The organism is Atlanticothrix silvestris CENA357, from assembly GCF_016056295.1.
In the GTDB taxonomy this organism is placed as follows: domain Bacteria; phylum Cyanobacteriota; class Cyanobacteriia; order Cyanobacteriales; family Nostocaceae; genus Atlanticothrix; species Atlanticothrix silvestris.
The window spans coordinates 65,727-89,557 of sequence record NZ_JAECZB010000024.1 but is presented as its reverse complement, the minus strand read 5'-3'; the positions used below and the strand labels follow the sequence as shown (position 1 = coordinate 89,557).

The window sequence follows — 23,831 nt, the reverse complement described above, 5'->3', positions numbered from 1 at the left end:
TTAATATATTTGCTGTTAATTATCCTTCAGCATTGAGATAATTTTAAAAATTATGTTTACTAACCTTAGAGAGATAAATTATACATCAACCAAAAGGTAATTTTTGTAGCTAAAAGACGATTGCTTGAAAACACCCCTACCGTCACGATTTCATCATGCTTTGCTGTAATTGACAAAAGTCGTTTTGAGAAAAAATTAACTTGACATCGCGTTAATGAAAAACCGCTATCATCTACTGCTAATTCTATTATGGTTGGCTATTGGTACTTGTTTACGCTTTTGGCGTTTGGCATCTCTACCTCCTTGGACTGATGAGTGTGCAACGATAGTTTTTAGCTTAGGTAATAGTTTTCGCACAGTTCCACTCAATCAGGTTATTAGTTCGGATGTGTTGTTACAACCACTACAATCTATACCTAGCATAGGAATCAATGCAGTTATCGAGCATTTATTTAATGAAAGTACTCATCCTCCGGTCTATTTTGTGTTGTCCCATTTTTGGATGAAATGGTTTTCCCCTATAGGAGAACTAGCCTCAATTTGGGCAGCGCGATCGCTCAGTGCTGTATTTGGGATAGTATCAATTCCTGCTATGTTTGGCTTTGGCTATTTAGCCTTTCGTTCCAAATTAGTAGGTCAGATGGCAGCAGCAATGATGGCAGTTTCACCCTATACTATTTTTCTGGCTAGAGATGCACGTCATTATACCTTGGCGATTTTGCTAGCAATTGCTTCTCTATGTTGTTTAGTGAAAGCAATTCAAACTATCTATCGCCAACAATCTTTGCCACTTTGGGTAATATTTGCCTGGGTGGTAATCAACACTTTAGGGGTAGCAACCCATTACTTTTTTACCTTAACTTTGTGTGCTGAAGGCTTTGTATTACTGAGATATATTTGGCACAAAAGCAAGCAAAAAGCACTGATACAACCTAATTTATGGCGTATCTGGGTAGTTGCTATAGGTACCTTGATGGGTTGTCTTGTCTGGATACCGGCTCTGCAAAGTATTCCTGGCAATGAACTTACAACATGGGTCGCGAGTAGCAATCCTCATGTTAGATGGTTAGAACCGATAGGGCGGCTACTACTTTGGATACTAAGTATGCTGTTGCTGTTACCTTCAGCATTCACAAACTTACCCATGATGATTGTGATTGTCTCCGGTGTAGTTACCTTGTTGTTTTTGGTTTGGAGTCTGCCTCATCTCGTGAATGGGCTAAAAGTACAGCAGCACAACCCTGATACTCATTTAGCGATACAAATATTGATGAGGTATGTGATTGTGGCGATCGCTTTGTGTTTATGCTTCACTTATGGTTTAGGGATGGACTTAACCTTAGCTGCTCGTTTCCAATTTATCTGTGTGCCAGCAATCATTTTACTATTGAGTGCTTCATTGGCAGGCTGTTGGCAGCAAGTACAAAATTTTAACCCACATCAACAGAAATTTCTGCGGGTGGTAAATGGAAAATTAGTAGTGAGTATAATTTGGCTGATGTCCATGTTTGGAGGAGTGACAGCAACTTGGAATTTGGGCTACTTGCAAAACCAACGCCCTGATCTTCTCGCATCTGTGATTCAAGAAGCATCTCAATTAAATGTATTAATTGCTACTACTCACTTACACCACGGGCAAACTGGCAGAATGATGGGTTTAGCCTGGCAATTTCCACACCTACCTGCTAAAAACTTGCAGTTTTTCTTGGCTCATCGAGATTTAGAAAGTAAAAATTATACTAAATCTATGCAAGTATTCTATGAACAACTCACTAAAATTCCCAGACCTTTAGATCTATGGTTAGTCGAGTTTCGGACTCAAGTCAATCTGGAATCTCAACAATGTTTTCCTGATGATCAATATAGAAAATCTGCTGGTGAATACAGTTATAAACTGTACCATTGCAATGTTCAAAATAATGGTAAATATTAAACTAATGTTCACAGCCTAAAAATGTGAGGTTTGTCTACGGTATAGTCTATAAATTTAACGGATAAATCAGGACTATTTATGACCATATCTATTGCCCATTTAGGGCCTCCTGGCACTTACGCAGAGCAAGCAGCTGTTTTTTATGTTAACTGGTTAACTGAAAAGACAGGAATTGAAGCTATCTTATGTCCTTATCCCAGCATTGCCCAGTCACTCCAAGCCGTTGCTGCTAGACACACTCAATTAGCAGTTGTGCCAGTGGAAAATTCTATTGAAGGCAGTGTAACCATGACAATGGATACACTTTGGCAATTAGACAATTTGCAAATTCAGTTAGCTTTGGTCATGCCCATTGCTCATGCGTTTATTTCCTGTGCAAATAGTTTAGATGGCATTAAAACTGTTTATTCACACCCACAAGCTTTAGCACAATGTCAGGGGTGGTTAGAGCAGTTTCTTCCAACTGTACAGTTGATTCCTACAAATTCTACAACTGAAGCACTACAAAGATTGGAACAGGAATTAACGACCGCTGCGATCGCATCTAGCAGAGCAGCCCAACTTTACAAATTGCCTATATTAGCTAGTAACATTAACGACTATCCAGAGAATTGTACTCGTTTTTGGGTGGTAAGTCAGAAAGAAGCGCAAACTTTTGACCACACACCTTCAATTCATGCAACTCATACTTCGCTAGCTTTTAGTGTACCTGCCAATCTACCTGGAGCATTGGTCAAACTACTACAAGTATTTGCTCAACTAGAAATTAACCTTAGTCGAATCGAGTCTCGCCCAACCAAGCGTTCGCTAGGTGAATACTTGTTTTTTATTGATATGGAAGCAGATGCTAGCGAAGCACGAGTACAATCGGCTTTAGCAGAACTCAAGATCCATACAGAAGTTTTAAAAATTTTGGGCGCTTATAATGTATTGTCAATCAACGCTGTTTAGTCACTAGTCGTATGCTACAATTTCTGACTAATGATTAATAGATAGTCATGAATTCTGATTGAAAGTATCTTTCAAGACAGAACGAGCTGCTAAGTGATTACGAGTAGTAGTCAAAATTTCTGCTTCTCTTTCTAAGCGAGCAACAGTATCCTGCATTTCTAATAATGATTGTTGCTCTGCGGCTACACCATAGAGGTTACTGGCGACCCAATAAGATAGCTCTGTCGGTAGATCAGGTAATTCTTCTGGCAATTCAATATTTTGTTCTGTTAACTTAGCTGAAAGACGCACCACATCTCGCAGTAGTTGTTCTACTTCAGAGGCAAAAGGTCGCAAATCTTTAGCCGGGGGATTGTCTTCCAGCCACTCTACCAAACCAACGCGATAAGGCTTTTCACGAACATATTCTAAGACGCGAAACCTCTGCTGTCCCAAAGTCAACATCTTCATGCGGTCATCTGGTAGCCGTTGGTAATGAATAATTTCTGCACAGCAACCAACATTGGCAATTGTACCTTTAACTGGATCAACCATTAATACTCCAAACCTGCGATCGCTCTCTAAAATCGTGTTCATCATGATTCGGTAGCGAAATTCAAAGATGTGCAGGGGTAATGGTCTCGTGGGGAACAGAACTACTTCAGGTAACGGGAACAGAGGTAGTTCACGGACTGCAATTTTAGAAGAAGATGTCATTGTTACCTTGGTATAAATTTAATCTTTAAAAATTTATTTTCTCTGCTTTTCCCGTACTTTGTTTACATTCTATCATTTGTTTCCTAGCCAATAAAAAGCCCTGAAAGAAATTTCTTCAGGGCTAAGTAAATATCCATACTAAGAAATGTCAGTTGTTATTAGTCAATAGCTTTTCTACGACTGACAACTGATCACTGACTATTACAGTTTGACTTCAATATCTACACCTGAAGGTAAATCAAGTTTCATCAAAGCATCAATAGTTTTAGACGAAGGCTGATAAATATCAATAATTCGGCGATGGGTACGGGTCTCAAAGTGTTCCCGCGAATCTTTATCTACGTGAGGCGATCGCAGCACGCAGTAGATTTTGCGTTTTGTTGGTAAAGGAATCGGTCCTATAGCTGTAGCGTTAGTTCGGTTAGCCGTGTCTACAATCTTCTCGCAAGATGTGTCTAATAAACGGCGGTCAAAAGCCTGTAAACGTATTCTAATCTTCTGCTGCTGTAGAGTTGCCATCTTTAATTTTCTAGGTTCTGATTATTGAGGAGGTTACAGAGTACAGATTACGGGGTAAAGACAGAAAAGCTATTGCCTATCTCCCATAACCTGTAATCTTTTTTATAGAGGGAAGCGAAAGGAGCAGAAAGGCTTTTTACCGTCTCTGCTCCTTTGTCATCGGGGCAAAAAGTGCTACTTCAAGATTTTGGAGACGACACCAGCACCGATGGTGCGGCCACCTTCACGAATAGCAAAGCGCATTCCTTGCTCAATTGCGATCGCATTGATCAGTTCTACTGTCATTTTGATGCGATCGCCTGGCATTACCATTTCTGCATCACTGCCATCATCAGAGGTGAAGGCTTTGATAGTGCCGGTTACATCGGTTGTCCGCACGTAGAACTGGGGACGATAGCCAGCAAAAAATGGAGTTTTCCGACCGCCTTCTTTCTCAGTGAGGACGTACACTTCACCTTCAAATTGAGTATGAGGTGTAATTGAACCAGGTTTAGCAATTACCATACCCCGTTCAATGTCAGCTTTTTGAATACCCCGAAGTAGCACACCTGCGTTATCTCCAGCCATACCTTCATCGAGACTCTTCTTAAACATCTCGATCCCAGTGACAGTGGTGTTGCGAGTGTCTCTAATACCCACTAATTCTACTGTATCGCCGACTTTCACCTTACCCCGTTCAATCCGACCGGTGGCGACAGTACCGCGGCCTGTGATGGAGAACACGTCTTCTACAGCCATCAAGAAGGGCTTATCAACAGCGCGATCGGGGGTGGGGATGTAGGAATCTACAGCGTCCATGAGTGCGTAGATTTTATCTACCCACTCATCTTCTCCCCGCTGTGTCTTGCCATTAGCAGTCATTTTTTCCAGTGCTTTCAAGCCAGAACCTGTGACGATGGGAATATCGTCTCCAGGAAAATCATAGGCACTCAGAAGTTCTCGGACTTCTAGTTCTACTAACTCTAGTAGTTCGGCATCATCTACCATGTCTTCCTTATTTAAGAAGACAACTAGGCTAGGTACACCTACCTGCTTTGCCAACAGGATATGTTCGCGAGTTTGGGGCATAGGACCGTCGGCGGCAGAAACCACAAGGATTGCACCATCCATTTGGGCAGCACCGGTAATCATATTCTTCACATAATCAGCGTGTCCAGGACAGTCTACGTGAGCATAGTGCCGATTAGTCGTTTCATACTCAACGTGGGCTGTATTGATGGTAATACCCCGCGCCTTTTCTTCAGGTGCGTTATCGATTTGATCGTAACCCTTACCAATAGCTTGACCAAGAGCCGCTAAGGTCATGGTAATAGCTGCTGTTAACGTAGTTTTACCATGATCAACGTGGCCAATCGTACCAATATTAACGTGAGGTTTATTCCTTTCAAATTTTGCGCGTGCCATGAATGCTCGTTTCCTTTTCTAATTAAGCGTTCCCTTTGCTTTTTGCAATGATTGCCTCAGCCACGTTGCGAGGCACTTCTTCGTAGTGGCTAAACTCCATAGAGAAGATGCCTCGACCTTGGGTCTTCGACCGGATATCAGTGGCGTAGCCAAACATTTCTGCCAATGGGACTTTAGCAGTCACTTTGGCAAGACCATCATCAGATCCCATGCCTTCAATTTGCCCACGACGGGAATTAAGGTCGCCCATGACATCCCCAAGGAAGTTTTCGGGAACTTCGACCTCAACTTTCATCATAGGCTCTAAGAGGGCTGGTGAAGCTTTCATTACTGCCTCTTTCATCGCCATTGAGCCAGCGATTTTGAAAGCCATTTCTGAAGAGTCTACATCGTGATATGACCCATCAATCAGTGTTGCTTTAACATCAATCAGTGGATAACCAGCTAAAACGCCGGATTCGCAGCTTTCTTTCATTCCCTGTTCGGCAGGACCAATATACTCTTTGGGTACTGTACCGCCGACTATCTTGGAAACAAATTCAAAACCGCTACCAGGTTCTCCTGGCTCCAAATTAATAACAACGTGACCATACTGGCCTTTACCACCACTTTGACGGATGAATTTCCCTTCAATTTTGGTGACATGCTTACGAATCGTTTCGCGGTATGCTACTTGCGGCGCACCGACATTCGCTTCCACTTTGAATTCCCGTAGCATCCGGTCTACCAGAATTTCCAGGTGCAGTTCTCCCATTCCCGCAATCACCGTTTGGTTGGTTTCGGGATCTACGTGGACGCGGAATGTTGGATCTTCTTCTGAGAGAGATTGCAGAGCTTTGGACAGCTTGTCCATGTCATTCTTAGTTTTGGGTTCAACCGCCACTGAGATTACAGGCTCAGGAATGAATAGAGATTCGAGTATTACTGGTGATCCTTCATCAGTAATAGTGTCACCTGTTAAGGTGTCTTTCAATCCTAATGCTGCCCCTAAATCTCCCGCCCGCATTTCATCGACATCAAGTCGTTCATCTGCTTTCAAAATCACTAGACGAGAAATCCGTTCTTTCTTGTTCTTGGTAGCGTTAAGGACGTAGCTACCCTTTTTCAGCACACCAGAATAGACACGAACGAAGGTTAGGCGACCATAAGGGTCAGCCATAATCTTGAATGCCAAAGCTGACAAAGGTTCGTTGTCATCAGCCCTACGCTCCACAATTTCACCATTTGGCAGTGTGCCTTGAATTGGTGGTACTTCAGTTGGTGCAGGTAGATAATCTACGACTGCATCCAACATCAGCTGTACGCCTTTGTTTTTGAATGCTGAGCCGCAAAGTACGGGTACAATCTTTCCCGCTGTTGTACCTTTACGAAGGGCAGTACGGATTTCATCTTCTGTAAGTTCTTCTCCCTCGAAGTACTTAGCCATTAGATTGTCATCAGTTTCCGCCACCGCTTCTATCAGCTTGGTGCGGTACTCTGCTGCCTTTTCTTGCAATTCTGCCGGAATTTCTGTTTCTTCAATGTCAGTTCCCTGGTCGTTGTTGTAAATATAGGCACACTTACGCACTAAATCAACGATTCCTAGGAACTCAGTTTCACTACCAATTGGCAGTTGAATGGCAACGGCATTAGCCCGTAGGCGATCGCGCATTTGATCGTGAACTCTATAAAAGTTCGCGCCTGTACGATCCATTTTGTTAATAAAGGCTATTCGAGGCACTTTGTAGCGGTCTGCTTGCCGCCACACTGTCTCTGATTGCGGTTGCACGCCACCCACAGAACAAAATACTGCGATTACACCATCCAACACACGCATGGAACGTTCAACTTCAATTGTGAAATCAACGTGGCCTGGAGTATCGATAATGTTAATTTGATGATCTTTCCAGCTGGTACTGATAGCAGCAGCAGTGATGGTAATTCCCCTTTCCCGCTCCTGCTCCATCCAGTCGGTTACGGCAGTTCCTTCATGAACTTCGCCAATTTTATGAATTATGCCAGAGTAAAACAATATTCTCTCGGTTGTCGTTGTCTTGCCCGCATCTATATGCGCCGCAATACCGATGTTGCGTACTCTCTCTAGCGGGATCGTACGTGCCACAGTAGCCTCCTATAGTTTTTGCCTCATGATATCTTGTATATTACTCTTTGTTAAGATTCTATACTTTTACGGAAAACCGTCTTTGTTTTTGTAAATCCGCGATATACCGCTTATAAAGTTAGGATATATCGCTTTTTCACTTAGTAACGATAATGTGCAAAGGCTTTGTTGGCTTCAGCCATCCGGTGTGTTTCTTCCCGTTTACGAATTGCATTCCCCGTTTCATTGGCTGCATCCATTAACTCGTTAGCTAATTTACTGGCCATTGTGCGGCCTGGTCTAGACCTAGAAAACTGCACTAACCAACGTAGTGCTAGGGTAGTACCCCGATCAGAACGTACTTCCATTGGTACTTGGTAGGTTGCCCCACCAACTCGGCGAGCCTTGACTTCTACTAAAGGCGTAGCATTTCGCACTGCTCTTTCAAAGGTTTCCAAAGCAGCGCTGCCAGTGCGTTCTTCAATAGTTTTTAAAGCATCATAAACAATGCGTGCGGCTAGGGATTTCTTCCCATGATGCATTATTCGCCGGATTATCATGCTTACAAGGCGACTGTTGTACACAGAGTCAGGCGGAACTGGACGCCTTTGAATAACACCACGACGAGACATACTTCAACCTTTAATGTGGATTGGGCAACGAAATTATATGCTATCAGACACTGGATCTCTAGACGGCGACACACGTCTAGACTTACTTAATTTTTTCCACAGTTGTAACTAGGGTGAGCTATAAGCTTGCTGCCCCCAACTGCACACAAGGTGACAACATTTAAAACCTTAGTATTTTGGATTAAAATGCTACTTCAAATGAGCGATATTTGCTCACTAACTCAAGGGCGTAGCTGGATTTATTGATAAAAGTCAGCGCAGCTAGTTTTGTATCCCTTTGGCTTCTGGAGAGACGGTTAATCGTAATTAATCACGATTAATCGCCTATTTCTTACTTTTTAGCTTCTTTCGGGCGCTTAGTTCCATACTTGGAACGTCCTTGTTTGCGGTCTTTAACTCCGGCTGTATCCAAGGTGCCACGAATAATGTGGTATCTTACGCCTGGTAAATCCTTAACCCGACCCCCACGAATCATCACCACGGAATGCTCTTGCAGGTTGTGACCAATTCCTGGAATGTAAGCTGTGACTTCAAATCCAGATGTAAGCCTAACTCTTGCTACTTTACGTAGAGCTGAGTTGGGCTTCTTAGGTGTGGTCGTATATACTCTGGTACAAACGCCCCGACGTTGTGGGCATTGCTTCAGAGCTGGGGACTTGGTTTTCTGACGCGCTTTCTCGCGTTCATTACGTATGAGTTGCTGTATTGTTGGCATGAGTTACAGCGCGTGAAGCTGCTTAGTGGTCTAAGTTTTAACAAATCCTGATTATATCTTTTTTTTTAATTACATGTCAAATTTTTATGTTATTTTTAAAGTTTTCCTGAATCAATAGCGCTTGGTTCAGTGGTGGAAAAGGAATTACCACAGCCACAAGTAGCGATCGCCTGGGGATTATGGAAGCGAAAACCACCGCCCATCAAATCCTCTGAGTAATCCAAATCCAAACCGCTGATGTAATCTAAGCTTTCAGCATCTACGACTACTTTAATGCCATTCAATTCAAAAACGCGATCACCAATTTTCATCGTTTCATCAAAAGACATATCGTAAAACCAACCGGAACAACCACCTGGTTTAACCGCTAATCTAAACAAGATATTTGATTGCTGCTTGGACTTTAGTCGTCCGATTTCACTTGCAGCTGCTTGACTTAGATGAATCATGGAATTCGTTTGGCAATTGAAAACCCCATCTTACATATTACAGATTATTTGGCTATAAAAGCCAAAAGTCTTGAAATAGCAGGGTTCTTTTGTTCTAAATGTATAACTGAGAAACGCTTACCTCAAAGATTCTAGTCATTTAAATCTATCATGCCTAAATAGAAATTATGAGTAGAATGATGCTAGTCAGGCTGCTTTTGTGCGTTTTGCAATAATGTAAACAGTTGCACGTTTAGTTAGTACATCGCATTAAATATCCCCACCGAAAGCAGGCAGGGATATTTTAGTATGCAGTTATTAGCTCAAACGGGTTGCACAAAAATATTTAGTTTCTAGCCTCAATCAGTAGCCCTGTAACTACTGTATCAGGTTCAATTTCCAGTACGGGCATAGTCGTCTTGGTAGCGAATAATATCATCTTCGCCTAAGTATTCGCCATTTTGCACTTCAATCAACACCAAGGAAATTACGCCAGGATTTTCTAGACGATGAGACGTACACTGGGGTACATAAGTTGATTGATTATTGCCCAACAGAATTTCTTGCTCGCCACAAGTTACCCTAGCTGTACCAGAGACGACAATCCAGTGTTCGCTGCGGTGGTGATGCATTTGTAGGCTAAGGCGATGTCCTGGCTTAACTTCGATGCGCTTGATTTTGTATCCACGCCCTTCTTCTAAAACAGTAAAAGAACCCCAAGGACGTAGTTCAGTTGCAGCAACACCTCTGGTAGTGATCGCGGTGGGTAGGGGCAGAGTGTTAATTTGTGTGGTTTCTTGATATTGAGCCATAGTTACCTCATTTGGAGACATAACAAACCGTCATTCCTCTTAACCATTGATGGAAAAATCTGGCGCAATCTTGCAACCGTGAAAAGCAGCAATTCAATTCCACCTTGCTAAACATAGCAAAATCAAAGTTTGCAGTGTAAAGAATTACTGCTAAAATTATCGCGTCTACATCAAGTCTTCATCCAGCAAAATGGCTGCTTATTCTAAACTTTAAAAATGATTGAGAATTGGGCATGGGGCATTGTTATTTTTCTCTGCTCTTCTGCTGCTTTTCCTCTTTTTTATCGCTTTTGTTGCAGGAAAATGCCAATTCCATTATGGACACGAGCAGCAGTATTAGGAGAACGGTCGAGTAGTTGCCCTCCCAGATAAAGACTGGTAGAACTACCACCATCCAAATTTAGGGCATTTACACAGCCTAAAAGCTTCATTAGTTGAGCGTGTTCTGCCAAGCTAGGGCCTGACCCGCCAGCGCGATTATGCACCGCAGCAATCATTAATGTGCCTGTTGTAGTTGTGCAAATACCGCTACGAATAGCTTTTTCTGCAATAAAGGCGTTGCTAAATTTCTCACTTTTGGCATCAAGGACAATTTGATTGTTTTGTAATAATAGTGGCCCGGCTCCCATAATGTAGGGATAGCGGTTAAAGTCAGCAGGAGTAGTGGCACTAGAAAGACTGACTGTAGTGCCAATAGGTAATTGTGATGCAGTATTAGCAGCATTTCCACGTAAAGTTAAGATATAACCATCTGGGGGAATAGGAACGGCAGCCTCACTAGCTTTGCCCCCTGGTAACTGTTGGATAATTTGGTTTTTCTGAATTACAAGAATAGTTTCGTTGTCAGTTAAGGGCGTGTAGGTAGCTCCCCAAGCTGGGGTATAGCGAGCAATACCACTTTGTACATAGCCGCTGTTGAGAAACAAAATTGGCAATTTCAGATTATTAGGAGCAATTAAAGTTTCTTCTAAGGTGAGACGGCCTAAGTAAAATTGTCCAGAATTATTCCAGGCGATCGCTCCCCGGTTGAGAATAGGACCTGACAACCACTGATTATCTCGACGAATTGCACCCAAGGGTAATTTATTATTGCGGTTAAAATAACCACCATTAATTGCTGCCGCTGCTAAATACCGTTGTGCTGTTTGAATTAGAGGTGCAGTACCCGTAAGAGTATCGGAGTTTGTCCAAATGGGTTTTAATGTGATTCCAACTTGGCGAGGATTAACTTCTAACCAAACCACAGGAAAGCGTTCTGCGCCTAAATTGACAAATTGCTGCCGCCAGCGTAATCCTGTTGCCCAAGTAATATCCCGCGGTAACATGGCATCAGGACGAATATCAATCACCAGACGATTGGGGTTAGCTACAGTGCTAATCCGGGGAGACAAACCAAAAGGAACGCTCAAATGAATGATTGTTTGATTCTTGACTACCTCTACTTGTTGAATTAGTGCTTCCGGATCTGGTAATGCTGGCGGCAGTTGTTTGAGCAGATCTGGCAGTGATGGTGGCGGTGGTGGCAGGGGAGTATAGCGCTGAATCAAGAGGGGATCGGCTATTCCATCTAAGGTAACTGTCCACTTTCTATTCGGTGGTGCCGTGGGTTTGGGGGTTGGAGTATCCGGATCTAAAGTTGGAGTTTGAGGTCTTTTGATTGGCAAACCTTGTGACACTTGCCAAGGAGTTGGACGGTCTAAATCTACAACGATGCGATCGCTCTGCAAAGTTGCAACAGTTTTGTCTGAAGGTGGCTGGCTTTGAAGAATGTTTTTTATTTGTGCTTTGGGGATGGCAATCATCAAAATATTGCCATTGGCTTGCATTTGCCAACCTGCTGCTTGAGCAAAATTAGTAATATCTAAATAGCGATATCCCTCTAACAACTGAGCAGCTAAAACTGGTCGCTTAGTTGATGAAAACCAATCTATTGGTTGCCTAGCTGGATTATTGCTACTTAATAAATCTACCCCAATTAATTGCTTAAGTACCCCATCACTAATATGAGTTTTTACCTGACCTGCTGTTCCAGGTCGCTGTAACCAAGCCCCTGGTAAGGTACGACCATTGAGAGAAATTTGGTTTCCAGCTAAAGATTGTGAAGTCTTGGCTGGAGTTGGTTTAGCATCTGTCTGAGGCTGCTGGGCGCTTGTAGTATGGGTAGTAGTAGATAAACACAAAACTGTTGCAATTATTGGCGGCACAATAGCCCAAAATAAGCCGCTTAAACGCCCCATCGGCAGCTTGTTGTTAGCGCAGTGTCTCGCAGAGAAGACATCATCTGGATTTGCAAAAGCACTGTGGTCTTGTTGGCAGCAGTAATTCGGCATTTTTACCCTAATTTACTAGGTACTGTTGAAAGCGATCGCCCAAAAAATAGGTTAACTAACATTATGGGAAAATCTTAAAAAATCATGATTTAACTTTTGAATAAATATGATATTATATACATTGGCTTGTTATCTCTCATGCAGATCAGCCAAGCACTTGGTCATAAAAACTACTTTAAGTAACTGCTTTAACTAGCACTAGATTTCTACCAGACTATGCATATTAGTCTTGGCGATAATACCTTGATCAAGCTGTTTATTCCTCACCAAATAGTTGCTACTTTTGGTACTTAAGTGAGGTTTGGTTTGTAATAACACCGATGGCAACAAATAAATAGCAAAAATATAGACAAGAAAAATATTTAGGAATTGTCAAATGGCCATCTAGTGTAATACGCTGATTTTGTTGATGAATCAGGATGATTGTAGGTTTACAAAATAGTAAAGCGTTTAGTTTGAGTTCTGTTATAGGTAAGATCAAACATGCTCTACCTCAAAAATAGCTTTCATCTGGGAATATAGAGAATTGAGAAAATACCTAGCTTCACGATATAAATAAAAGACTAACAGGGCAAAAGTAGTTTGTCTCACACAGCATAAACACATAAAAAAATAACGCAGCTATTTTAACACGGGTGAACCAAAAAGAAAACCGAAGTTAAAATTTTTTTTCCCTAAATTTCGCTAACTTTATGTATTTTTCGAGTACGGAATTTAGGAATTTTCATCACAAGTAGTGGCAAAATTTGTGACTCAACTTTATTTCAGGGATGGGCTATGAATGATCAACCGATGAATCAATTACAAACAATGACATTTTCGGATACCTACCAGGGACAAAGATGGTTAGTTGATGAACGAGATGCCTGTGGTGTGGGTTTCATTGCTCATCGCCAAAATTATGAAAGTCACGAAGTTATGATCAAAGCTTTAAATGCTTTGACTTGCTTGGAACACCGGGGTGGTTGTAGTGCAGACCAAGATTCTGGTGATGGTGCAGGTATCTTGACAGCTATCCCTTGGGAGTTGTTCCAACAAGATCATTCCCCTGTAAAAATTCAAAGCTTATCTCCCAGCAATATAGCTGTAGGGATGATATTTCTACCGCAAGATCCAGAATTAGCCCAAAGAGCTAGGATCGCTGTAGAGCAAGTAGCCGTGGAAGAAAAATTGACTGTATTGGGCTGGCGAGTAGTACCAGTGCAGCCTGATTTACTAGGAGTACAAGCAAGAGAAAATCAGCCCCAGATAGAACAAGTTTTTTTAGCTGCTGCTGATCAAAGTGGCGATGAACTAGAACGACATTTGTATATTACCCGTCGCCGCATTAGTACAGTTGCAAAAGATATTTCAGAAGACTTTTATGTTTGCTCTTTATCAAGCCGCACAATCGTCTATAAGGGCATGGTGCGTTCTGCTGTATTGGGCGATTTTTACGAAGATTTAAAAAATCCGGCTTATAAGAGTGCATTTGCAGTTTATCATCGCCGCTTTAGTACCAATACCATGCCCAAGTGGCCTTTAGCTCAGCCGATGCGGCTTTTGGGTCACAATGGCGAAATTAACACCTTACTGGGTAACATCAATTGGATGATGGCGCGAGAAGCCAGTCTCAATCATCCAGTATGGGGCGATCGCATCAACGAACTCAAGCCTTTAGTCCACATCGACAATAGTGACTCAGCAACTTTAGACAATGTGCTGGAATTATTAGTGCGTTCTGGACGCAGCCCCTTGGAAGCTTTGATGTTTATGGTTCCAGAGGCTTACCAGAATCAGCCATCTTTAGATAAATATCCAGAAATTGTCGATTTTTACGAATATTACAGCGGTTTGCAAGAAGCGTGGGATGGCCCAGCACTTTTAGTATTCAGCGACGGGAAAAAAGTTGGCGCATCACTAGATCGTAATGGCTTAAGACCAGCTCGTTACGTGATCACTAAAGATAATTACATTGTGGTCGCTTCAGAAGCAGGTGTAGTAAATTTTCCAGAAGCCAACATTATGGAAAAAGGCAGACTTGGCCCAGGGCAAATGATTGCGGTGGATTTAGTTAGCCATGAAGTGTTGAAGAACTGGGAGATTAAGCAGCGTATCGCCAAGCAGCAGCCTTATGGGGAATGGTTGCAAAAATATCGCCAAGAATTAGATTCATTAATCATTAATCATTCTTCATTAGCTAATGGTAATGGTAATGGCAACGGCAAAGGACAATTGACTATTGACAGACAAAACTTACTCCGCCATCAAATTGCCTTTGGCTACACCACAGAAGATGTAGAAATGGTCATTCATCCAATGGCAATAGAAGGCAAAGAGCCGACTTTCTGCATGGGGGATGATATTCCTTTAGCTGTGCTGTCCCAAAAGCCTCACCTGCTTTATGACTATTTCAAACAGCGCTTTGCTCAAGTGACAAATCCAGCAATTGATCCCTTACGGGAAAAGTTAGTAATGTCCTTGAAAGTCGAACTAGGTGAACGAGGTAACTTATTAGAACCAAAACCAGAATATGCCCGCAGATTAAAGCTGGAATCGCCAGTTTTGACAGAGGCAGAATTGGATGCTATTAAATTGTCAGGCTTTGCGACAGCTGAGTTATCAACTTTATTTGAAATTGCCAGCGGCCCAGAAGGATTGAAAGCAGCTGTGCAATCTTTGCAAGCACAAGCAGCAGAATCAGTCAGGGCTGGAGCGAAAATTTTGATTTTGAGCGATTCTAGTCGTCAAAGCTCTGCACTTAGTACTGAATATACCTATATTCCTCCTCTGTTAGCGGTGGGTGCTGTACATCACCACCTGATCCGTGAAGGTTTGCGAATGAAAGCATCCCTGATTGTCAATACTGCCCAGTGCTGGAGTACCCATCACTTTGCTTGTCTGATTGGCTACGGGGCTGGTGCAGTTTGTCCTTATATGGCTTTAGATACTGTGCGTGATTGGTGGTTAGATCCCAAAACGCAACAGTTTATGGAACGAGGTAAAATTGCCGCCTTTTCTGTAGAACAAGCTATAGGTAACTATCGCAAGGCTGTAGAGTCAGGTTTATTGAAAATTCTCTCCAAAATGGGAATTTCTCTACTCTCCAGCTATCAAGCAGCGCAAATTTTTGAAGCCATTGGTATCGGTGGGGATTTATTAGAATTGGGATTCCGTGGTACAGCTTCCCGCATTGGTGGTTTGAGTATTAGTGAATTAGCTGTTGAAGTACTTTCCTTCCACAGCAAGGCCTTTCCCGAACTGACAACCCAGAAGTTAGAAAACCTGGGCTTTGTCCAGTATCGACGCGGTGGTGAATACCACATGAACAGCCCAGAAATGGCGAAGGCGTTGCATAAAGCTGTGGATAGCAAAAACTATGATCACTACGAAGTTTATAAGCAATACCTGCAAGGTAGACCCATAACAGCATTGCGTGATTTGCTTGACTTTCAAAGCGATCGCTCACCAATTCCTGTAGAAGAAGTAGAGTCAGTAGTTGAAATTGTCCAGCGTTTCTGCACTGGCGGCATGTCTTTAGGCGCTTTATCGCGGGAAGCTCATGAAACTTTAGCGATCGCCATGAACCGCATTGGTGGTAAATCTAACTCTGGGGAAGGTGGCGAAGATCCAGTACGTTATAAAGTATTGGATGATGTAGACGAATCTGGTCACTCGCCCACCCTACCGCACTTAAAAGGATTGCGGAATGGTGATACTGCTTCCAGCGTTATCAAGCAAGTCGCATCGGGACGCTTTGGAGTAACGCCAGGGTATTTGAGCAGTGCCAAACAAATTGAAATCAAAATCGCTCAAGGTGCAAAACCTGGGGAAGGCGGACAGCTACCAGGGCCAAAGGTAAGCCAATACATTGCGATGTTAAGACGCTCTAAGCCGGGTGTTACACTGATTTCGCCACCACCACACCATGATATTTATTCCATTGAAGATCTGGCACAACTAATTTTTGATTTGCACCAAATTAATCCCAAAGCGCAGGTGTCAGTCAAGCTAGTTGCAGAAATTGGCATTGGCACGATCGCAGCTGGTGTGGCTAAAGCAAACGCCGATATCATCCAGATTTCTGGTCATGATGGCGGTACAGGTGCATCACCATTAAGTTCGATTAAACATGCTGGTTCACCGTGGGAACTTGGTTTAAGCGAAGTGCATCGCGTTTTAATGCAAAATAGCCTGCGCGATCGCGTGGTTTTGCGTGTAGATGGCGGCTTCAAAACCGGCTGGGATGTCATTATCGGTGCATTGATGGGTGGCGAAGAATTTGGCTTCGGTTCCATCGCCATGATTGCCGAGGGATGTGTAATGGCACGAGTTTGCCATAAGAACACTTGCCCTGTAGGTGTTGCTACTCAAAAGGCAGAACTACGTGAGCGTTTTAACGGCACACCAGAACATGTCGTCAATTTCTTCTATTTTGTAGCGGAAGAGGTGCGGAGTCTTCTAGCTCGACTCGGCTACCGTTCCCTATCAGAAATTATTGGGCGTGCGGATTTGTTGACAGTACGACCAGAAGCTAAACTCACCAAGACACAATCGTTGAACCTCAATTGTTTGCTTCAGCTACCAGATACTAAAGAAAACCGTGGTTGGTTGGTACATGAAGAAGTCCATAGCAATGGTGTGGTTATAGATGACCAATTGCTGGCCGATCCGGAGATTCAAGCTGCCATTAAAAATCAATCTAGTGTCACTAAAAGCTTACGAATAGTTAACACTGACAGAACAGTTGGTGCAAGATTAGCAGGAGCGATCGCTTCTCAGTATGGTGATAGCGGCTTTGAAGGGCAAATTAATCTCAAATTTACAGGTAGTGTTGGACAAAGTTTTGGCGCTTTCAACCTCCCAGGTATGACTCTCACCCTAGAAGGAGAAGCTAACGACTATGTAGGCAAAGGAATGCACGGCGGTGAAATTATCATTAAACCTCCAATCAATGCTACTTATAATCCTGCACAAAATGTCATAGTGGGTAATACCTGCCTCTATGGCGCGACAGGCGGCGTTTTGTTTGCCAACGGTTTAGCAGGAGAGCGTTTTGCTGTACGGAACTCCAAAGGCATAGCCGTAATCGAAGGTGCTGGGGATCACTGTTGTGAATACATGACTGGTGGCGTAATTGTTGTTCTTGGCAAAGTAGGACGTAACGTGGCTGCTGGAATGACTGGTGGACTAGCATATTTCCTAGATGAAGATGACTCATTTCCGGAGTTAGTCAATCCAGAAATTGTCAAAATTCAGCGGGTAATTACAGAAGCAGGCGAGAAACAACTGCAAGAGTTAATTGAAACTCATGCAATACGTACTGGTTCACCAAAAGCGAAGATGATTCTGCAAAATTGGCAAGGGTACTTACCTAAATTCTGGCAATTAGTGCCGCCGTCAGAAGCGAGTAGTCCAGAAGCAGATTCTAAAAAAGAACAGCTGAGTACAGTTTAGTTATTAGTCAGACCAATTGATGTTAAGAAAGTCAGATTTAAGCTAGTTTTCTATGCTTGAATCTGTAACTTTCTTTTTTTTAATTGGTATCACATGTAAAGCATTCATGACTAATCACTAATGGTTTAAAACCCCATTCACTCGCAATACTGTTCGGTTAAGACACCAGACGCGATAAATCGCCGTCTCTACGCTTTTATTATTTTTAAATACTCGATACGCTCCGCTGCAACATGGTTGTTAGCTGGAATTCTTCACCGTTCTAATTCGCTAAGTTTCCACGGCTGTTGTCTCCATCCTAATCTCCGTCTTGCTTCGGAAGTATCCACTCTTTGTATATGAATCTCCACAAGTTCTACGGTTTCTCGAACCAATGCTTCAAGTTCATCGACAGCTACAGAGGCTTCGTGGCGAAACATGCCTTCGAGACGAGAGGCAAGATTTTCAGGGGCAATCTTCATTTGCTCAATAAATCTGCTCATTCGTTTGAATTGAAATGTTGAGTAATACAAGCAGTTTAATCCAGACAACACACCGAGAAGATTTTGAGCTGATTCAACCAGGATTTGGTAGTACCAGAGTGTTGTATCCCGTTTGGCAAGCTTGGACTGTATTCCCCAAATAGGGACAAACTTGAGATAATGCTCGACCATCTTTTGCGCGAGTCCATCCGGATAATTCGCAACCTTGGCTTTCCAATGCTGAATCAGCGTTTCGCCGTACAACGGGATTCCTACCAGTGTTCCTGACATCGCTTTCATGATCGGAGATTGAACATCAAACTCCTCCAAGATGGTTGAAATTTCTTTTTCCCATTGTGCGATCGTCGCATGAGTAAACTGACATTCAACCCCGTTCACAAGGAAACTTTCACCAAACGCACCCTCAGAGCGATCGCCCAAAACCTCGATCAACTCTGAACCCTGATTTTGCTGACGTGCAAGGTGCAACTCTTTTTCAGAAGGCAATTCATCATAATAAAGCATCACATCGCAATCTGAGTATTCATCGCACAGCCCTTCTGCGACCGAGCCTGTAATCATTACAGCTTTCGTTTTCGGGTTGGTGATATACGCTTTGACATTGCGTTTTACTAATTTCAACAAGTATTGAGTTTTATCAGTCATGGATTGTTGTGACTTCGGTAAAGTTATACATCCATAGATGAAAGCTTCCACCAAGCAAATCAATAAACACAAAAAAATTACGGTGAAGAAGCTTTGGACTATCTTACACAGCAACTACTATTACTCAATATAAAAATTACTTTTTGTTGGCAATCAACTTGTGGTCTTTATCTTGCATTTCTAAAAGTTCTGGGATAGTCACAAAACTATAGCCTTGCTTGCGAAAGCCAGTAATAATTTCTGGTAAAGCTTGAACAGTTTTAGTGCGATCGCCGCCACCATCGTGCAGTAACACAATTCCACCAGGTTTAGCCAGTCTAAACACATTATTGATTAATTTGGGTACAGTAAGACGCGAGTAGTCTAATGAATCAGAAGACCACATAATGAGTGCATATTTATTATTTCTAGCGTAGGCAGCTACGCCATTGTGCATGATCCCCCCAGGTGGTCGAAATAAATTGGTTTTAACACCTGTAGTTTTATAAATTAAATCTGTTGTATGCTCAACTTCATAGGCGGCGGCCTGTTGATTCATGTAATGATACCAGTGATGCCAAGTATGGTTGCCAATAGCGTGACCTTCAGCTACCACTCGTTTTACTAAATCTGGATAGTTCTTGACGTTCTGCCCTACGACAAAGAACGTACTTTTAATATTATTTTCTTTAAGAATATTCAGCACTTGCGCTGTACTCTCAGGCCAAGGGCCGTCATCAAAGGTCAAAGCTATTACTTTCTGACCTTGAGTAAGTTTTGCTGACTGAATAGTTACTCCTTGAAAGCGTGGTGCTACAGCATAGGAAAGACCTTTTATTTGGGCTTCTTGCTGCCAACTTGTGAGCATTGCTGCCTTTAAACCCTCAATACGCTTCTGAGTTCCTACTCTCGCAGTCGTATTGCTTACATTTATATTTTGTCCACTTTGAGCCTCAGAGGCATTTGGCTTGATCAGCATCATCAAGCCAATACTCAAACTCGCACTTAAACCTAGTAACGCAATTAATATTCCTTGTGGCCAAAGAAACGATTTATTGTTTTCCACTTCATAGCTCCTTCAAGGGTCAAACCACTACTTATGGTTCTGACAGAATTTATAGTAAGTTTTTCTAAATATTTAGATACCCAAATTTTTTCGGTGAATCCTGAATTTTAGAATATAGATTCACAGAAATTAAGAAATTTAGGTTATAGCTTATAAAGCTTTAATTTCAAATTATGATATTTAGCTTGGGATAGTCAAACTATCAGTTTCATAGTTTATAAGTTACATTCTACTGCTTAGTACCATTGCTTCCTTTTTAAGAAAAAGTTAAGTTTTTGTCTTTCCAAATTCTGTCGTCTGCGTTCTACATACAAAGCAAATAGACGGCAATCATATAAACATAGTTTCCCATTGCCAATGAGCTTTTTGTAGTTAATTTATATACTTTTTAGTGATTTCTTCATTTAAAACTATCTTATCGGCTGCTCTGCTTCAAAATCGAAGCTGATAGCTCAGCTATTAAGTACCTATAAGCTAATTTAAAATACTAGTGTTTTTTGCCTGTTGCTGTTATTGCCCAATCAAAAGGGACTATTACTTAATTAATATTAGAAATTTAAATAAATAGTTACAGTATAACTACGGAATTTAATTGTTGTAATACAACTTAGAAATCCTAATCAGGTTTGCTGATAATTGTCGACAAAAAAAGTAGTGTTTAATACTTAAAAAATTCAAAATATACTACAAGTAAGACTACGCGATCGCAATTTGTAGGCTCATGATCATCGAGCTTTGCTTAAATTTTATTTTCGCCAGACTACTAAGATTACCCCTAATACAATCAAGGTCAATCCCACTAGACGTATGTGAGGAATAGATTCCTTGAATATCAAGTAACCTAGCAATACAGAGAAGATATAACTTATTGACACAGATGGTGCAGCAACACTGAGATTAACTCTAGTTAGAAGTAGGATATAAACCACAGCACCTATAGCGTAGCAAGTTAAGCCGATTAACAGTTCAGGTGTTGTTATGATGCTAAGAATATGGTTCACAGCATTTCCTACATGAACTTTACCTAATTTAATTGCTCCCATTTTCAAAAAAAACTGTCCTGCTACGCTGATTAAGATTGATATCAGCAGTAAACTAAACTCTTGCAGAGTCACAAAAATTTCCTCTATATTATTTAGCTTATTTTGGATAAATCAATCCTTATAATTCGTTAATAAGAATTCTGTTTCTATTTAGATGACATTTCTGACACTCTAACTAAACCTCCTGTTTCTTTCAAAGTATAAATTGGGCGGCCTTTTACCTCTTCATAGATCCGACTGATATATTCACCTAAGATACCAATACAAATTAGTTGCACAGAACCCAAAAAAAACATAGCAATTGTAATCAATGTAAAACCAATTAATGGGGAAACTGGGTCAACTAAGCGCCAATACAACACTAGTATCATCATTAACAGGGCAATACCAGCGGACAGCATTCCTAAATAAGTTGCTAGTTTTAAAGGCACTGTTGAAAAAGAAATAATGCCGTCAATTGCTAATGCCCAAGATTTACCAAAAGAATATTTAACTTTTCCAGCAAAACGAGGATCTCTTTCAAAATGCACTGCTGTTTGATTGAAGCCTACCCAAGCTCGTAAACCGCGTATATAGCGATTACGTTCAGGCATGGCGTTGAGAATATCTACCACTTGTCGATCCATTAAGCAGAAATCCCCGGTATCGGTGGGTATATCTACTTTAGACAAACGCTGAAGAAATCGATAAAAAGCATAGGCGGTAAAGCGTTTGAGCCAACTTTCTCTTTTGCGGGATAAGCGTTGAGCGTACACTACTTGGTAGCCCTGTTGCCATGTTGCAATCATCTTTAAAATTAGCTCTGGGGGATCTTGCAAATCAGCATCCATCACAATGACACATTTGCCTTGGACAAAGTTTAGACCTGCTGTAACTGCAATTTGATGACCGAAATTTCGAGCAAAACTAAGGTAACGCACCCGACGATCGCAATGGTGAAGTTCACGAATCATGTTTAAAGAGTGATCGCGGCTACCATCGTCAATTAAAATCAATTCAGTATCACCGTCTAGCTGTGTCATTACATTACTCAGACGACGATACATTTCAGTAATATTTTCTTCTTCGTTATAAATTGGGATTACTAGAGAATAAATTGGCTTAGTCACAGTTATCTTGATTTTTAGATATGCGTCCATTCCCAGAAAAAGAATGGCTATTGACCTTGCTCGTGGGATCTCTCATTCTATGGCTGATATTTTTGGGAAATTCCCCCTTACGAGACTGGGATGAAGGTACTGTCGCACAGGTTGCCCGCGAAATTTGGCGTGCCCCAGTGGGTTCTCTGCGTTGGCTTTACCCTACCTTGGGAGGTGAACCATATCATAATAAGCCACCTTTGATCCATTTGCTAATTGCTTGGGCTTATTCCCTAGGAGGCGTGAATGAATGGACTACACGCTTACCTAGTGCAGTTTTAACTGCTTTAGGAGTGCCTTTGCTTTACTTGGTGGGGCGCTTGATTTTTAACCAAAGTTTACCAGCTTTGTTTGCTGCTTTGGTTTACTTAACAATGTTACCTGTGGTGCGCCACGGACGGCTGGCGATGTTAGATGGCGCGTCGATTACTTTTTTTATACTGTTATTGTTTTGCTGTTTGAAAGCCAGCCAAAATCGTCTGTATGCTTTAGGTGTGGGAATTTGCTTAGGGCTAATTACTCTGACTAAGGGAATGATAGTTTTGTTGCTGGGAGGCATCGCTTGTTTATTTCTGCTTGCAGATAGACAATTTGCTTTGTTAATAAGCCCTTATTTATGGGTAGGAATATTTTTAGGAACTGCGCCTGCGATCGCTTGGTATGTTGCTCAATGGCAACATTATGGTGGGAATTTTTTACAGGTTAATTTTCAAGCACAGACCTTTGAGCGTCTTGTGCAACCTGTGGAAGGTCATAGCGGGCCTCCCTGGTACTATTTAATTGAGTTACTTAAATATGGTTTTCCCTGGTTGATATTTTTGCCTGGAGGATTGTATTTTGCTGGGAAAAAATACCATACTTCCTGGGGTCGTCTAATTTTGATTGGCACAGTTGTTTACTTAGGAAGTATTTCTTTGATGGAAACAAAACTTCCGTGGTATATCATGCCTGTCTATCCATTTTTAGCTCTGGCAGTTGGTGCTAAACTCAGTGAAATTTCGCAACACCAGCGTTTTAAAGCACGAATTTGGACAATCTTATTTGGTGTAATAGCGATCGCAGGTTTAGGAGGTTGCGTTTACTTTACGATTGCAGATTATCAGCCTGTTTTAATTGCCATGAGCATAGTTTTGGTAATTAGCATGGGCATCGTAGCATGGCTGATTCAACAGCGCGATCGCCGTTTTATTCCAGTTCTATTTTCTGGAATGTACTTAGTTTTAGTACTGTTGATGAGTTCACAATTGTGGATTTGGGAATTAAATGAAACTTTTGCCGTGAAGCCAGTTGCTGCATTAATTCGCGCAAACGTCGCACCGGGAACTACAATTTACACTTCTTTTGCTTATGGTCGTCCTAGTTTAGACTTTTACTGTGATTGTAAAGTTGTTCCGGTAACTATTCCAGTTTTACAAAAAATGTGGGCAAATCAATCTTATTTGCTATTAGATAATGCAACTTTAAAACAAATAAATTTACCTGAAACTAAAGCTTTGAGTGAGGCTGAAAACTTTATTTTGATTGCGCCAAAAATCAGTTAA

17 protein-coding genes are annotated in these 23,831 nt (G+C 41.7%); 4 read left to right on the top strand and 13 right to left on the bottom strand.

All coding sequences use genetic code 11. The annotated features are described in order from the left end of the window. The first annotated feature begins 214 nt into the window (after positions 1–214). Both I8751_RS12150 and pheA read left to right on the top strand, forming a co-directional pair. The gene (locus I8751_RS12150) at positions 215–1,933 is read left to right on the top strand and encodes a glycosyltransferase family 39 protein (protein WP_214439412.1); all 1,719 of its coding nucleotides are present in this window, start codon (positions 215–217) and stop codon (positions 1,931–1,933) included. Positions 1,934–2,011: 78 nt separating this feature from the next. Then, the gene (gene pheA / locus I8751_RS12145) at positions 2,012–2,884 is read left to right on the top strand and encodes a prephenate dehydratase (protein ID WP_214439411.1); all 873 of its coding nucleotides are present in this window, start codon (positions 2,012–2,014) and stop codon (positions 2,882–2,884) included. Between the two features lie 45 nt (positions 2,885–2,929). Here pheA and I8751_RS12140 read toward each other — a convergent pair whose 3' ends face one another. The 9 genes from I8751_RS12140 to I8751_RS12100 form a co-directional block, all read right to left on the bottom strand. Next, positions 2,930–3,580, bottom strand: a complete 651-nt coding sequence (locus I8751_RS12140; RefSeq protein ID WP_214439410.1) for an LON peptidase substrate-binding domain-containing protein — start codon at positions 3,578–3,580, stop codon at positions 2,930–2,932. 201 nt (positions 3,581–3,781) lie between these two features. Then, a complete protein-coding gene (rpsJ, locus tag I8751_RS12135) occupies positions 3,782–4,099 on the bottom strand; it encodes a 30S ribosomal protein S10 (protein WP_010998474.1) in 318 nt (105 codons plus the stop codon). A 174-nt stretch (positions 4,100–4,273) separates the two neighbouring features. Beyond that, on the bottom strand, positions 4,274–5,503 hold the full coding sequence (gene tuf / locus I8751_RS12130) for an elongation factor Tu (RefSeq protein WP_214439409.1): 1,230 nt from the start codon (positions 5,501–5,503) through the stop codon (positions 4,274–4,276). A 22-nt stretch (positions 5,504–5,525) separates the two neighbouring features. Continuing rightward, positions 5,526–7,604, bottom strand: a complete 2,079-nt coding sequence (gene fusA, locus I8751_RS12125; protein ID WP_214439408.1) for an elongation factor G — start codon at positions 7,602–7,604, stop codon at positions 5,526–5,528. A gap of 140 nt (positions 7,605–7,744) precedes the next feature. Further along, positions 7,745–8,215, bottom strand: a complete 471-nt coding sequence (gene rpsG / locus I8751_RS12120; protein WP_214439407.1) for a 30S ribosomal protein S7 — start codon at positions 8,213–8,215, stop codon at positions 7,745–7,747. A gap of 331 nt (positions 8,216–8,546) precedes the next feature. After that, on the bottom strand, positions 8,547–8,930 hold the full coding sequence (gene rpsL / locus I8751_RS12115; protein WP_086687982.1) for a 30S ribosomal protein S12: 384 nt from the start codon (positions 8,928–8,930) through the stop codon (positions 8,547–8,549). 95 nt (positions 8,931–9,025) lie between these two features. Continuing rightward, positions 9,026–9,379, bottom strand: a complete 354-nt coding sequence (locus tag I8751_RS12110) for a HesB/IscA family protein (RefSeq protein WP_214439406.1) — start codon at positions 9,377–9,379, stop codon at positions 9,026–9,028. Between the two features lie 371 nt (positions 9,380–9,750). After that, positions 9,751–10,170, bottom strand: a complete 420-nt coding sequence (locus I8751_RS12105) for a cupin domain-containing protein (RefSeq protein ID WP_214439432.1) — start codon at positions 10,168–10,170, stop codon at positions 9,751–9,753. Between the two features lie 281 nt (positions 10,171–10,451). Then, positions 10,452–12,500 (bottom strand): phosphodiester glycosidase family protein, encoded by a 2,049-nt coding sequence (locus I8751_RS12100; RefSeq protein ID WP_214439405.1) that lies wholly within the window; start codon positions 12,498–12,500, stop codon positions 10,452–10,454. Between the two features lie 777 nt (positions 12,501–13,277). Between I8751_RS12100 and gltB the strand changes: the two genes are divergently transcribed. Then, the gene (gltB, locus tag I8751_RS12095; protein ID WP_214439404.1) at positions 13,278–17,936 is read left to right on the top strand and encodes a glutamate synthase large subunit; all 4,659 of its coding nucleotides are present in this window, start codon (positions 13,278–13,280) and stop codon (positions 17,934–17,936) included. Positions 17,937–18,190: 254 nt separating this feature from the next. Here gltB and I8751_RS12090 read toward each other — a convergent pair whose 3' ends face one another. From I8751_RS12090 to I8751_RS12075, 4 genes are all read right to left on the bottom strand, one after another. Next, a complete protein-coding gene (locus I8751_RS12090; protein ID WP_214439403.1) occupies positions 18,191–19,063 on the bottom strand; it encodes a nucleotidyltransferase domain-containing protein in 873 nt (290 codons plus the stop codon). Positions 19,064–19,199: 136 nt separating this feature from the next. Continuing rightward, the gene (locus I8751_RS12085; protein ID WP_214439402.1) at positions 19,200–20,108 is read right to left on the bottom strand and encodes a polysaccharide deacetylase family protein; all 909 of its coding nucleotides are present in this window, start codon (positions 20,106–20,108) and stop codon (positions 19,200–19,202) included. 746 nt (positions 20,109–20,854) lie between these two features. Continuing rightward, the gene (locus I8751_RS12080; protein ID WP_214439401.1) at positions 20,855–21,223 is read right to left on the bottom strand and encodes an EamA family transporter; all 369 of its coding nucleotides are present in this window, start codon (positions 21,221–21,223) and stop codon (positions 20,855–20,857) included. 74 nt (positions 21,224–21,297) lie between these two features. Beyond that, entirely contained in the window at positions 21,298–22,260 is a 963-nt protein-coding gene (locus I8751_RS12075; protein ID WP_214439400.1) for a glycosyltransferase family 2 protein, read from the bottom strand. Between the two features lie 20 nt (positions 22,261–22,280). Between I8751_RS12075 and I8751_RS12070 the strand changes: the two genes are divergently transcribed. Next, on the top strand, positions 22,281–23,831 hold the full coding sequence (locus I8751_RS12070) for an ArnT family glycosyltransferase (protein WP_214439399.1): 1,551 nt from the start codon (positions 22,281–22,283) through the stop codon (positions 23,829–23,831).